14 protein-coding genes are annotated in these 12758 nt (G+C 70.6%); 7 read left to right on the top strand and 7 right to left on the bottom strand.

What is annotated here, in order from left to right; all coding sequences use genetic code 11:
* Nucleotides 1–142 precede the first annotated feature (142 nt).
* Nucleotides 143–1333, bottom strand: coding sequence for an ROK family transcriptional regulator (locus DMC64_RS00395; protein WP_125731308.1), 1191 nt, complete (start codon nt 1331–1333; stop codon nt 143–145).
* A 91-nt stretch (nt 1334–1424) separates the two neighbouring features.
* On the opposite strand from DMC64_RS00395, the gene DMC64_RS00390 reads away from it, so the two are divergent.
* Entirely contained in the window at nt 1425–2591 is a 1167-nt protein-coding gene (locus tag DMC64_RS00390; protein ID WP_125731306.1) for an MFS transporter, read from the top strand.
* Here DMC64_RS00390 and DMC64_RS00385 read toward each other — a convergent pair.
* Together DMC64_RS00385 and DMC64_RS00380 are read right to left on the bottom strand one after the other, a co-directional pair.
* Complete coding sequence (locus tag DMC64_RS00385) at nt 2588–3358, bottom strand: dioxygenase (protein WP_037334100.1); 771 nt, start codon at nt 3356–3358, stop codon at nt 2588–2590. The two genes, DMC64_RS00390 and DMC64_RS00385, sit on opposite strands and share 4 nt — an antisense overlap.
* A 60-nt stretch (nt 3359–3418) precedes the next feature.
* Nucleotides 3419–3775 (bottom strand): MarR family transcriptional regulator, encoded by a 357-nt coding sequence (locus DMC64_RS00380; RefSeq protein ID WP_125731305.1) that lies wholly within the window; start codon nt 3773–3775, stop codon nt 3419–3421.
* Between the two features lie 62 nt (nt 3776–3837).
* Here DMC64_RS00380 and DMC64_RS00375 point away from each other — a divergent pair, with 62 nt between their 5' ends.
* Nucleotides 3838–4299, top strand: coding sequence for a MarR family winged helix-turn-helix transcriptional regulator (locus tag DMC64_RS00375; protein WP_037334104.1), 462 nt, complete (start codon nt 3838–3840; stop codon nt 4297–4299).
* On the opposite strand, the gene DMC64_RS00370 is transcribed toward DMC64_RS00375, so the two are convergent.
* Nucleotides 4275–4646 (bottom strand): VOC family protein, encoded by a 372-nt coding sequence (locus DMC64_RS00370; RefSeq protein ID WP_125731303.1) that lies wholly within the window; start codon nt 4644–4646, stop codon nt 4275–4277. The genes DMC64_RS00375 and DMC64_RS00370 overlap by 25 nt on opposite strands.
* Before the next feature lie 86 nt (nt 4647–4732).
* Between DMC64_RS00370 and DMC64_RS00365 the strand changes: the two genes are divergently transcribed.
* A complete protein-coding gene (locus tag DMC64_RS00365) occupies nt 4733–5686 on the top strand; it encodes a YafY family protein (RefSeq protein ID WP_125731301.1) in 954 nt (317 codons plus the stop codon).
* A 4-nt stretch (nt 5687–5690) separates the two neighbouring features.
* On the opposite strand, the gene DMC64_RS00360 is transcribed toward DMC64_RS00365, so the two are convergent.
* On the bottom strand, nt 5691–6866 hold the full coding sequence (locus tag DMC64_RS00360) for a serine hydrolase (protein WP_125731299.1): 1176 nt from the start codon (nt 6864–6866) through the stop codon (nt 5691–5693).
* Nucleotides 6867–6931: 65 nt separating this feature from the next.
* Here DMC64_RS00360 and DMC64_RS00355 point away from each other — a divergent pair, with 65 nt between their 5' ends.
* Nucleotides 6932–7813, top strand: coding sequence for an aminoglycoside phosphotransferase family protein (locus tag DMC64_RS00355; protein ID WP_125731297.1), 882 nt, complete (start codon nt 6932–6934; stop codon nt 7811–7813).
* On the opposite strand, the gene DMC64_RS00350 is transcribed toward DMC64_RS00355, so the two are convergent.
* Nucleotides 7805–8485 (bottom strand): TetR/AcrR family transcriptional regulator, encoded by a 681-nt coding sequence (locus DMC64_RS00350; protein WP_037334119.1) that lies wholly within the window; start codon nt 8483–8485, stop codon nt 7805–7807. The two genes, DMC64_RS00355 and DMC64_RS00350, sit on opposite strands and share 9 nt — an antisense overlap.
* 70 nt (nt 8486–8555) lie before the next feature.
* Between DMC64_RS00350 and DMC64_RS00345 the strand changes: the two genes are divergently transcribed.
* The 3 genes from DMC64_RS00345 to DMC64_RS00335 are packed head-to-tail and all read left to right on the top strand — an operon-like array spanning nt 8556 to nt 11106.
* Entirely contained in the window at nt 8556–9671 is a 1116-nt protein-coding gene (locus tag DMC64_RS00345) for an NAD(P)/FAD-dependent oxidoreductase (RefSeq protein WP_125731295.1), read from the top strand.
* A 56-nt stretch (nt 9672–9727) separates the two neighbouring features.
* Entirely contained in the window at nt 9728–10324 is a 597-nt protein-coding gene (locus tag DMC64_RS00340) for a TetR/AcrR family transcriptional regulator (protein WP_125731293.1), read from the top strand.
* 2 nt (nt 10325–10326) lie between these two features.
* Nucleotides 10327–11106 (top strand): alpha/beta fold hydrolase, encoded by a 780-nt coding sequence (locus DMC64_RS00335; RefSeq protein ID WP_125731291.1) that lies wholly within the window; start codon nt 10327–10329, stop codon nt 11104–11106.
* Here DMC64_RS00335 and dnaB read toward each other — a convergent pair.
* Nucleotides 11103–12512 carry a replicative DNA helicase gene (gene dnaB, locus DMC64_RS00330; protein ID WP_016338295.1) on the bottom strand — a complete coding sequence of 470 codons (1410 nt, stop codon included), beginning with the start codon at nt 12510–12512 and terminating at the stop codon, nt 11103–11105. The two genes, DMC64_RS00335 and dnaB, sit on opposite strands and share 4 nt — an antisense overlap.
* Nucleotides 12513–12758 lie beyond the last annotated feature (246 nt).

Raw genomic sequence — 12758 nt, 5'->3', positions numbered from 1 at the left:
GTCGGCTGACGCCACTGAATGAACCGAAGCGGGCCCGGGAGACACTCCCGGGCCCGCTTCCTTTTGTGTGTTCCGCCCCCGATCACGCGTGTTCGCCCGCCAATCACGCGTGTCCTCCGTCTGATCACGCGAGATCGCCGTTTCAGCCCCGCGGGGTGAAGAGCGCGTCCTGCGCGGCGCCCATCGCGGTCAGCACCGCGCCCTCCAGCACCGCGCCGCCGCCGACGGTCCCCGGCCGCACCTCGGTCCGCAGCGGCGAGATCTCCGAAAGCCGTCGGCTCACCCGTGCCGCCAGCGCGTCGCCGCCCGCCCGCCCGATCTCCCCGCCGAGGACGAGACAGCCTGGGTCGAGCACCGCGGTGACCGCGGCGGCACCGATCGCGATCCGCTCCGCGACGATCCCGAGGAAGTCCTCGGCGTTCGAGTCGATCGCGTATCCGATGGCCGCTTCGGCCGCGGCGGCGTCGTCGGCCGATGACGCCGGGATGCCGTGCTCGCGGGCCAGCTCGCACAGCGCGGCGCTGCCCGCCAGCGTGTGGAAGCCGCCGTCGCAGTCGGTCGCGGTCGGGAGCCGTCCTGGCCCCAGCATCGGCAGGAACCCGATCTCCCCCGCGCCGCCCGACGCGCCCCGCCGCAGCGAACCGTCGAGGACGACGGCCGCGCCGACCCCGAAGCCCAGCCACAGCAGGACGAACGTGTCCCGGTCGCGGGCGGCGCCGAGCCGCTGTTCGGCGGCGGCCGCGAGGTTGACCTCGTTCTCCAGCAGCACCGGGACACCCAGCCGCCGCCGGAGTTCGTCGACGAGTTTCCCGTGCCACGCGGGCAATCCCCCGGCGTGCCGCAGTCCGCCGGTCGCCGGGTCGACCAAGCCGGGGGCGCCGACGGCGATCGTGTGCAGCGCGGTCGCGCCCGCCTCGGCGGTCGTGGTCTTCAGCAGGGCGATCGCCCGCTCCACGGCCTCATCGGTGTCGACGTCCAGGTCGAACGGCAGCGACGCCTCCGCGCGGGTCCGGCCCAGCAGGTCCGCGACCGAAACGGCGATGCCGTGGGTGCGGACGTCGAGCCCCGCGAGGTACGCGCGTTCGGCGACGATTCCGTACAGCTTCGCGTTCGGGCCGCGGCGGTCCGCGCCAGCCTCGCCGACGATCTCGATCAGGCCCGCGTCCTGCAGACGCTCGACGAGGTCCGCCACCGTCGGCCGGGAAAGCCCGGTCAACGTCTTGAGCTGGGCGGCCGTCAGCGAACCCTCGCGGTGGAGCAGGTCGAGGGCGAGGCGGTCGTTGATGGCGCGCGCCGTGCTCGGGGAGGCGGACGGCGTCCGGATGACACTCACCGGCAGATCCTCCCAGAATTAATTATCAGGTTCCCTTCCTGATAGTTTACGCTGACGCCCGTCGAGTCGTCTCATGGACCTTGGGGGCCCAGTGACCAACACAGTGGAAACCGTCGGCGGGCCGACGCGGCGGGTGCGGCAGGCGCGGGTCGCCATCGCCGCCGTCTTCGCCGTGCACGGCGCGGTGACCGGCAGTTTCGCCACCCGGATCCCATGGATCCAGGAACACGCGGGGATCAGCGCGGGCCAGCTCGGCCTCGCGCTCGCCTTCCCCGCGATCGGTGCCTCGCTCACCATGCCGCTCGCCGCGCGGATCGGGCACCGGCTCGGCGGCAGGATGGGCCTCCGGTTGCTGCTCGCGTACTGGACGCTGGCGCTGATCCTCCCGTCCCTGGCGGGAAACCTCTTCACTCTGTGCCTCGCGCTGTTCGTCATGGGCACCGCGGCCGGCACCTCGGACGTGCTGATGAACGCCCTCGGCGTCGACGTCGAGGAGAAGATGGGCAAGTCGGTCATGTCGGGGCTGCACGGCATGTGGACCACGGGCGCGCTCGTCGGCTCGGCCGCGGGCACGCTCGCCGCGCACGCCGGATTGGACGCCCGGATCCACTTCGTGATCGCGTCGGCGGTGCTCACCGTCGCCGGCGCGCTGCTCTGCCAGGGCGTTTTCGACGTGCGGAGCGCGCCCGACGAGCACCCGCCGCCGAGGTTCGCGTTGCCGCCGAAATCGGCCGTGATCATCGGTGCCGTCGCGTTCTGCGCCGTCTTCGCCGAGGGGGCGAGCCTCGACTGGTCCGCCGTCTACCTGCGTGACGTCCTCGGCACGTCGCCGGGCATCGCGGCCGCGTCGACCACCGCGTTCACCTGCACGATGGCGGTCGCGCGGCTCTCGGGTGACGCGCTGGTGCGGCGCTTCGGCTCGGTCAAGACCGTTCGCGCGGGCGGAGTGTTCGCGACCGCCGGTGGGCTGCTGGTCGTCTTCGCCGTCCATCCGGTGATGGCGATGGCCGGTTTCGCCTTGATCGGGCTCGGCGTCTCCGTCGTCGTACCGCTCGCCTTCGCGGCGGCCGGACGCAGCGGGCCGACGCCGAGCCAGTCGATCGCGGGCGTCGCGACCATCACCTATTCGTCGGGTCTCGTCGCGCCGTCGTTGATCGGCGGGATCGCCGACCTGACGTCGCTGACGATCTCCTTCGCGGTGGTCACGCTGCTGGCGCTCGGTTTGGTGGCGGGCGCCGGTGTCCTCCGGTCCCGCTAGTCGAACTGGAGGGAACGCTTGGCGAGGCCGTGCCAGTAGCCGTCGATGACGGTCTCGCCCTTGCCCTCCGACGAGCTCGCGCCGAGCGACACGAACAGCGGGGCGAAGTGTTCGATCCTGGGGTGCGCGATGGCCGCGGCAGGGGCCTTGTGCTGGAAGTCCAGCAACGCGTCGAGGTCGCCCTCGCGCAGGGTTTCCGCACCCCAGTGGTCGAATTCGCTCGACCACGACGGCGGCGTCCCGTCGGTGCCGTCGGTCTCGCGCATCGCGCTCAGGTTGTGGGTGAAGAAACCGCTGCCGATGATCAGCACGCCTTCGTCGCGCAGCGGCGCGAGCTTCCGGCCGAGGTCGAACAGCTCACGCGGGTCCAGCGACGGCATCGACACCTGAAGCACCGGGATGTCGGCGTCCGGGTACATCTCCACGAGCGGGACGTACGCGCCGTGGTCGAGACCGCGGTCGGGTGCGTCGTGGACCGGCGTCTGGGACGAGCGCAGGAGTTTGCGCACCTTGTCCGCCAGCGCGGGAGCACCGGGCGCGGCGTATTCCACCTGGTAGTAGCGGTCCGGGAAGCCCCAGAAGTCGTAGACGAGCGGCACCGTGGTGGTGGCGCCGAGGGTCAGCGGCGCCTCTTCCCAGTGCGCCGAGACGACGAGGATCGCCTTCGGCTTCTCGAGGTCCGCCGACCAGCCGGCGAGCTGGCGGGTCCAGGTGGCGTCGTCGGCGAGCGGCGGCGCGCCGTGGCTGAGGTAGAGCACCGGCGTCATGTCAGCTCCAGGTGTTTGAACTTTCAACTACCAGGATAGACGACGCCGGCCGCCTCCGCCTTATTCCCGGGCGAGGTTCGCGGCCATGCGTTCCAGTACGCCGACCGTCGCCCGGTATTCGTCGTCGCTGATGCCTTCGGTCACGCGTGAGCGGAACTCGTCGATCTTGGTCTTCAGTCGAAGGTGGGCCGCCCGGCCTGCTTCGGTCAGGCCGTCCTCGTCCATCCAGCCGCGAAGGCGCAGGTCGGCGATGGTTTCCCGGAGATCTCCGAACGGCTTCAGCGCCTCTTCGGGCGACGCTCCCGTGTTCAGGACCTGCCAGTGGCGGCGGGTCAGCGATTCGGCGGCGAGGAGGTGGTCCAGTGAAGCTTCGAGAGCCTGGTGAAGATGGGCGAACCAGAATCCGATGGGTTTCATGGATACTCCTCGAGTAGGCGACAACTACATGTAAAAATACATGCACTTGGTGAGGACGGGCAATGACGGACGCCGTGGCCGACGTGGAACGCGCGATGATCGCCATCCGGCGAAGCCAAGCGAGGCGATCGCTGTCGAAACTCGCCCGCGACCGCGCCGAAACGATGCCGGACCAGGCGATACAGGGGCTGCTGGACGCCGTCGAAGCGGCCGAGGAGAGCGGCGAACCGGGCACCGTCACCAGCCTCGCGGCGGCGTTGACCATCGACCAGCCGCGGGCGAGCCGCTTGGTCGCCCGCGCGGTCGAGGGTGGTTTCCTCCGGCGCGAAGCCGATCAGCGCGACGGTCGCCGCGCCGTCCTCGTGCTCACCGAAACCGGTCGCGCCGAAGTGACGCGGATGCACGAATTCCGCCGCTCGGTGTTCGCCGAGGCGATGGCGGACTGGCCGGACGGCGACCGTCGCGAATTCGCGCGGCTGCTGACGGCGTTCGTCCGGAACTACGGGGCGCTCGGCGTGAAGTAGTTGACCAGGTTGCCGTCGGGATCGCGGAACAGCAGCGACCGGTTCCCCCACGGCATCGTGGTCGGCTCCTGCACGATCTCGGCCAGCTCCGCCAGCCGCTCGTACTCGCGGTCGACGTCCTCGACGCGGAATTCGAGGATCGCGGTCCGGTTCGATCCGGGCACGGCGGCGCCCGCGCCGAACAGCTGCATCGTCTCGGCGCTGCCGATCGCCAAGGTGCACGACGGGCCGACGAGTTCGGCGAACTGCTCGGCGCGCCATCGCGCGTCGAGGCCCGTCGCCTTCTCGTAGAAACCGGCGAGGCGGGTGACGTCGTGGGTGATCACACGGACGGAAACGAACTGCACGATGGATCCTTTCGGGTGCCGGAAAGCGGGACACCGGCCACGCTAGGAGCAATACCGGGCAGAATCCGCCCGGTATTCTCCGGGTTGTGACCAGGCCCATCGCCCGAGTGCTCGCGCTGCTGGAGATCCTCCAGAGCGGCGGGACGCGCACCGTCGCCGAGCTCGCCGACCGGCTCGACGTGGACGAACGTACGGTCCGCCGCTACGCCGAACACCTCGTCGACCTGGACATCCCGGTGCGCTCGGTGCGCGGCCGGTACGGCGGTTACCGGCTGGCCCCCGGCTACCGGATGCCGCCGCTGATGCTCACCGACGAGGAGGCACTGGCCGTCCTGCTCGGGCTGGTCGCGGGGCGGCGGGCGGGGCTGATCACCACGTCGGTCGCGGCCGTCGAGAGCGCGGTCGCGAAGGTCCGGCGTGTGCTTCCCGAAGCGCTTGGCCGCCGGTTGGACGCGCTGCTGGAGACCGCCGACTTCACCGCCCCCGCCCGGAATGCCCTGTCGGCCGAGGCCGAAGTCCTGCTCACCGTCGCGGAAGCGGCGCGGGACCGGCGTCCGGTCGCGCTCGCGTATCTCGCCGGTCACGGCGGGGCGAGTGAACGCGTCGTCCATCCCTACGGCGTCGTGGCGCACTCCGGACGGTGGTATCTGACGGGCTTCGACTCGGCCAGCGGCGAGGTGCGCACCTTCCGCGTCGACCGGATCCGGTCGGCCGAGACGCGGGCCGGGACCTTCGAGGCGCCGGACGGTTTCGATCCGGCCGAGCGGGTGCTGACCGCGCTGGCCGAGGCGCCGTACCGGCACGACGTCTTCGTGTGGATCGAGGCGACGCCGGAGGAGATCCGCGCCGTTTTCCCGCCGTCGGTGGCCACTCTCGAAACCGACGGCGACCGCGTGCGTGTCCGCATCCGGGCGCAGCGGCTGGACTGGATCCCGCCACTGCTCGCCGCGCTCGACCGGCCGTTCGTGATCGAACGGCCGGCCGAGCTCCGAGATCTGGTCTGCGCGCTGGCCGCCCGGCTGGCCGAGCGGGCGCGTTGACCGGTCACTTACCGCAGAACACCGTCCGGACGAGCTTGTTCAGCGCCGCCGGGAACGCCTGCCCCGCGTTCGCGTCGTCCCCGCCGGTGACCGACGCGGTCAGCGTCTTGCTGCCGTCCGGCGTGCTGTACATCAGCGATCCGTAGCCGTTGAGGCCACCGTTGTGGTTGAGGACGACGCCGACACAGCCCGGGCCCAAGTCCTGCGAGAACTGCCCGAGACCGTAGAAGCCGTAGAGGCTTTCGCTGCCCGGATGCGTCACGCGCATCTCGGCCAGCAGCCAGGCAGGGAGGAGCTTTCCGCTCTGCAGCGCGGAGTAGTAGGTCTGGAGATCCTTGGTCGTCGAGATCATGTCGCCGGCACTGGAGATCCAGGTCGGGTTCTGGTGGGTGACGTCGATCGTCTTCCACTGGCCGGCGTTCTCGTAGCGGTAGTAGGCGTGGGCGTACGGCTTGGGCATCCCGGCCCACGCCCCCGGCGACAAGGTGTCACGCAGCTTGAGCGGCCGCAGGATCCGCCGGTCCAGCTCGTCGGCGAAGGGACGGCCGCTGAGCTTCTCGACCAGCAGCCTGGCCACCACGTAGTTGGTGTTGGAGTAGCTCCAGCCCGCCCCCGGCGCGAAGACCGCGGGCTTGGACACGGCCAGCCGCACCAGTTCCTCCGGCTGGTAGGTGTGGAACCGCTTGTCCACCCATTCCTGGCCCGCCCACGGGATCCCCGGCGTGACCGTGCCGTCCGGGTTGTACTGGCCGGTGTGGTTGAACAGCCCGCTGGTGTGCTGCAGCAGCATCCGCACGGTGATCCGCGGGTCCAGCCCCAGCTGGGGAAGGAGACCGGCGACCGGGGTGTCGAGGCCGATCCGGCCCTCGGCCACGAACTGCAGCACCAGGGTCGCGGTGAAGTTCTTCGTCGTGCTGCCGAGGCGGAAGTGGCCGTTCGTCGGCGGCTTCGCGGTGCCGCCCAGTTCGCGCACCCCGGCGCTGCCGGACCATTCGCCCCGCTCGTCGCGGACGCGCAGCTGCATCCCGGCGAAGCCCGCGTCGACGAATTCCTGGGCCGCCCGCTGCAGTTCCGGGCGATCCTGCCCGGCGGAGGCGGCGGGGGCGGTCACGCCCGCCAGCAGTGCGGCGGCCAGGGCGGTGAGACCGATGCGGCGGAAGGTCTTCAGTGTCTTGGTCATGGCGACCACGTTCGCGGGCCGCGCTGACACGGCACGGTCACGGCGCTGACATGGGAGTCTCGATCATGGACGAATTCAGGTTCGAGCAGGAACTGGTGCGGGCTCTGCTGCGAGAACAGCATCCGGATCTCGCGGAACTCGAACTCCGTGACGTCGAAGGCGGCTGGGACAACCAGCAGTGGCGTCTCGGACCGGACCTGGCCGTGCGCCTGCCACGCACCGAACGCGCGCCGGAGTTGTTGCGCGGCGAGCAGAAGTGGCTTCCCGTGCTGGCCGAGCGCTTGCCACTGCCCACTCCGGTGCCGGTGCGGATCGGCGAGCCTTCCGCCCGGTTCGAGCACACCTGGACGATCACGCGCTGGGTCGAGGGCGAGCCTTCGGATCGCGCGCCGATCACCCGTCCGGATGCCGCCGAGACACTCGCGGGTTTTCTCGCGGCGCTGCATCAGGAGGCGCCCGCCGATGCCCCGGTCAGTCCGACGCGTGGCATCCCGCTCGCCGAAATGCGCGACGGTTTCGACCAGGGGCTGGAGTTCATCGAGGGCGACGCGAACACCGGACCCGCGCGGGAGATCTGGGAGAAGGCCCTCGCGGCGCCCGCGTGGGACGGGGCGCCGATCTGGCTGCACGGCGACCTCCACGCCGCGAACGTGATCGTGCGGGACGGAACGCTCGCCGGGGTGATCGATTTCGGCGACCTGTGCTCGGGCGATCCCGCGACCGACCTGTCGGCGGCCTGGCTCCTCCTGCCCGAGGGCACGGCGACCCGGTTCTTCGAGGCGTACGCGATCGCGGACGAGGCGACCATCGCGCGGGCCCGCGGCTGGGCGGTTCTGCGCGCGTTGCACCTGATCGGCATCGGGCGCAACGGCAGGCTCGGTCGACCCGGGGGCAAGCCGACCTGGGAGCCGGCGGGCAGGGCGGCCCTCGAACGCGCGTCAGCCTGAGAGGCGGGCTTCGATGCCGTCGAGGAGGAAATCGAGGCCCATCCGGAAGGTCTCGTCGGCGTCCAGGTGGACGGCGTCGCGGACGACCGTGGCCAGCGCGGGGAGATCACCACTGGCGAACGCCCGCGTCAGATAAGGCCCGAGCGTGGCCTGCCACCGCTGCTCGTCCATCCCGGTGGCACGTTCGGCACGGCGTTCGGCGATCTCCCGGCGGACCGCGCCGATCGTGTACGCGTTGACCGCCGAGACCACCGGCATCGCGGAATCCACCCCGACGTCGCCCAGCGCCGCCATCACGGCCTCGGCGGTGGCCAGCGCGTGCGGCCCCAGCTGCGGCCTGCCGCCCAGGAGGTCGGCGAGCCATTCGTGCCGGTGGACGGCGCGGCGCATGGCGTCGGCGAGCGACCGCAGCACCTCCCGCCAGCCGTCGCCGGTGGGCCGGATCTCGGCGTGGGCGGCGTCGACCATCAGATCGAGCAGCTCTTCCTTGTTCTCGATGTAGCCGTACAGCCGCATCGGGCCGACGTCCAGCGCGGTCGCGATCTTGCGCAGGGACACCGCGTCCAGGCCGTCCGCGTCGGCGAGCCGGATCGCCGCCCGCACGATCAGCTCCCGGCTCAGCGGGGCCAGCGCGGGCCGATCCGGCGGCTCGGGCCGCTCCCACACCACCATGGCGGTGACAATACAACGCATCGCTCGATACAGTGTATCGACCAATACACTGTATCGAGAGGTGCGAATCATGACCATCGCCATCGTCGGAGCGGGCCTCGGCGGCCTGGCGCTCGCCCGGGTCCTGCACGTCCACGGCATCGAAGCGGTCGTGTACGAGCGGGAGTCGTCACGCCACGCCCGCGGCCAGGGCGGCATGCTCGACATCCACGCCGACACCGGGCAGAGGGCGCTGCGCGAAGCCGGTCTGATCGACCGGTTCGCCGCGATCGCCCGAGGCGAGGGCCAGGACATGCGGCTCCTGGAACCGGACGGCACCCTGCTGCTGCGGGAGGACACTCCGGACGACGCGCCTTTCGAGCGGCCCGAGGTCGACCGGGCCGATCTGCGCGACCTGCTGCTGGACTCGCTCCCCGAGCACACGGTGCGCTGGGGGCACGCGTTCGAATCCGCCGAAGACGGCGTCGTGCGCTTCGCGAATGGGCACAGCGCGACGTACGACCTTCTGGTCGGCGCCGACGGCGCCAACTCCCGCGTCCGCGCCTTGCTCACCGACGCCCGGCCAGCGCATCTCGGTCACAACCTGGTCGAACTCCGCATCCCCGACATCGACCGCACCCATCCCGATCTCGCGGCGATGGTCGGACGCGGCACGTACTGGGTGCTCGGCGACGGGAAATCCCTCGCGGCGCAGCGCAATGGCGACGGCACCGTTCGCGTCGGCCTCAGCTTCTACGGCACCGCCGAGGACTGGTTCGCCACCAACGGGATGCCGCTCGACGATCCGGCCGCCGCGAGGACGTGGCTGATCGGACGACTCGACGGCTGGGACGCGCGGTTCACCGCGCTGATCGCGGCCTGCGACGACGTGGTCGTGCCGCGATCGATCAGCAGTCTCCCCGTCGGCCTGACCTGGCCGTCGGCGCCCGACGTCACCCTGGTCGGCGACGCCGCGCACCTGATGCCGCCGGTGGGCGAAGGCGCCAACATGGCCCTGCTCGACGGCGCCCTGCTCGGGCTCGCGCTGGCCGCGCGGCCGGACGACTTCCCCGCCGCCGTCAAGGAGTACGAACTCGAGATGTTCGAACGCGCCGCTGCCGCCGCCCGGATGTCCGCGCGGGTCCACGAACTCCTCGCGGCTCCGGACGCTTCCCGGAAAATGCTGGCGTTCTTCCAGCCCGGGTGAGGCTAAGGTGGCTATGAACGAAAATTCATTTCGTTCATAGCCAGCCGGGAGCCGAGATGCCGAGCCCGTTCAGCGCCGAGGACCGCGCGAGGATCACCGAGCGGCTCCTGGACGCCGGACGTGCTCTGTTCGCCGCGCAGGGCCTGCGCAAAACCTCGCTGGACGACCTCGTGGCCCCCGCCGGGATCGCCAAAAGCAGCTTCTACGCCTTCTTCGACTCGAAGGAGGCGCTGTACCTGGAGCTCATGCTGCGGCAGGCCCCTGAGCTGCACGAACAGCTGGCGACAGTGGTGAACGAGACCGAAAACGCCCGCGCCGCCCTTGCCGGTTTCCTGCGTGCCACGGTACGGATCTTGGCGGAGAACCCGCTCTATCACCGGCTGATCACGCATCCCGAGGAGATGCGGGCGGTGGCCCGGCGGATGGGGCCCGAGGAGATGGCCAGAGCCGAGCAGGTGCTGCCGCTGCCCGGATTCCTGGCGGCGGCCCGAGCCAAGGGGCAGCTCGTCGACGCCGACGACGACGAGCTGACCGGGGTGCTCCAGGCCGTGCTGCTGCTGCCCATGCACCGGCAGGACATCGGCGAGCAGCGCTACCCCGCCGTACTCGACCGGCTCATCGACATCGTCGCGGCGGGACTGATCAAGGAGTGACCATGCGCGAAGGTGTACTGGCCGGTGGGGCCCCGTATTTCGAGTTCGGCACGGGAAGCCCGCTCGTCGTCTTCCGGACGGTGCTGCCCGACTCGGCCAACCCCACCGGCGTCGCCCGCTGGGCCGAGGTGCGTTCCCTCAAACCGCTGGCCGCGCGGTTCACCGTGCTGACGGTCGGACGGCGGCCGGGGCTCGAACCCGGCGTCACCATGGCGGACCTCGCCGCCCACCACGCCGAAGAGCTGCGGGAACGATTCGACGGACCGGTCGACGTGCTCGGTGTGTCCACGGCCGGCTGCCTGGCGCTGCAGTTCGCCGCCGACCACCCCGGCCTGGTGCGGAACCTGGTGGTCGGGGCCGCGGGCACCCGCCTCGGCTCGACCGGCCGCCGCGTCCAGCGCGAGTACGCGGATCTCCTGGCCGCCGGACGGCACCGGGCCGCGGCCATGGCGCTGGCGCCCACGGTCGCGGAAACCCGGCCGGGGCGGGCTCTGCTGGCAGGCATGCTGGCGCTGACCTCCGGCCGTCCGGCGGACCCGAACGGCATGGTGGCCATGCTGCGGGCCGAAGACGCTTTCGACATCGAAGACCGGCTCGGCGAGATCACCGCGCCCACCTTGGTGATCGCCGGGTCGCGGGACGCCCTCTACCCGCTCGAACTCGCCGAACGGGTGGCCGACAAGACCCGCCGCGGCGATCTCAAGGTCTACCCGGGCCGACGGCACCACACCGTGATGAGCGACCGGCGCTTCACCAAGGACGTCTTCGAGTTCTTGCTTTAGTCGTGTGACAGGTCGACGAAGCGGCTGTAGTGCAGCTGGTGCGCCACGGTGATCGTCGCCGTCGGCCCGGCACGGTGCTTCGCGATGATCAGGTCCGCCTCGCCCGCCCGCGGGTCGTCCCGCTCCCAGGCGTCGGGGCGGTTGACCAGGATGACGAGGTCGGCGTCCTGCTCCAGCGAGCCGGACTCACGGAGGTCGGACAGCATCGGGCGTTTGTCGGTCCGCTGCTCGGGACCACGGTTCAGCTGGCTGATCGCGATCACCGGGACCTCGATCTCCTTCGCCAGCAGCTTCATCTGCCGCGAGAACTCCGAGACCTCCTGCTGCCGCGACTCGACGCGCTTGCCCGAGGTCATCAGCTGGAGATAGTCGAGGACGACGAGTTTGAGGTCGTTGCGCTGCTTGAGCCGCCGGGCCTTCGCGCGGATCTCCATCATCGTCATGTTCGGCGAATCGTCGACGAACAGCGGCGCCTCGGAGACCTCGCTCATCCGGCGCGCGAGCCGCGTCCAGTCGTCGTCGGACATCTTGCCACCGCGCATATCCGCCAGGCGGATCCGAGCCTCGGCCGAGAGCATGCGCATGACGATCTCGGTCCTGCTCATTTCCAGCGAGAAGATGACGCTGGTCAGACCGTGTTTGATGGACGCCGAACGCGCGAAATCGAGTCCCAGCGTCGATTTCCCGACACCGGGCCGCGCCGCGACGATGATCATCTGGCCGGGGTGCAGGCCGTTGGTCAGATCGTCGAAGTCGGCGAATCCGGTCGGGATGCCCTGCGACTGCCCGCCGCGTGACGCGATCGCGTCGATCTCGTCCATGGTCGGCTGCAGCAGCTCTTCCAGCGCGACGTAGTCCTCGCTGGTGCGCCGCTCGGTGACGTCGTAGATCGCGGCCTGCGCGCGGTCGACGACCTCGTCGATGTTCGCGCCGTCGGCCGCGGCCGCGCCGTAGCCGTACTGCACGATCCGCGTGCCCGCCTCGACCAGGCGCCGCAGCACCGCCTTCTCGGAGACGATCTCGGCGTAGTACCCGGCGTTCGCCGCCGTCGGCACCGTCGCGATCAGGGTGTGCAGATACGGGGCGCCACCGACCCGGCCCAGCTCGCCGCGGCGTTCCAGCTCGGCGGAGACGGTGATCGGGTCGGCGGGTTCGCCTCGGCCGTAGAGGTCGAGGATGACGTCGTAGATCGCTTGATGCGCGGGACGGTAGAAGTCGTCGGGGCCGAGGGCTTCGATGACGTCGGCGACGGCGTCCTTCGACAGCAGCATGCCGCCGAGCACGGATTGCTCGGCCGCGATGTCCTGCGGAGGCTGGCGGTCGTATTCGCCGCCACGCGGACCGGGGTCGCTGGGACCCGGGTCGGACTCCGCGTACATCGGATTGCGGTCGTCGGTCAGCGCCACCGCTGCTGCCACCTCCTCAAGACATCGAACACGCGTTCGATTATGCCAGAATTTCCCCGGTCGGTCCGCCCGCGCCCGTCCGCCCCTCCCGCGGCTCCGGACTCTCCCCTGTCTTCCCCTCTGCGGCCGGACGACCACCACGGTGTGTACCGGCCCGGCGGGCACGCTAGGCCCCCCGAAAGGACGAGCGCAATTTCGCCTGGGGACCGCCCTGTGGACAACCTGGGGATGACTGCGGGCATCCCT

The sequence above is a fragment of the Amycolatopsis sp. WAC 04197 genome, assembly GCF_003947475.1.
GTDB lineage: Bacteria > Actinomycetota > Actinomycetes > Mycobacteriales > Pseudonocardiaceae > Amycolatopsis > Amycolatopsis japonica.
This window is presented reverse-complemented; position numbering and strand designations above follow the sequence as displayed.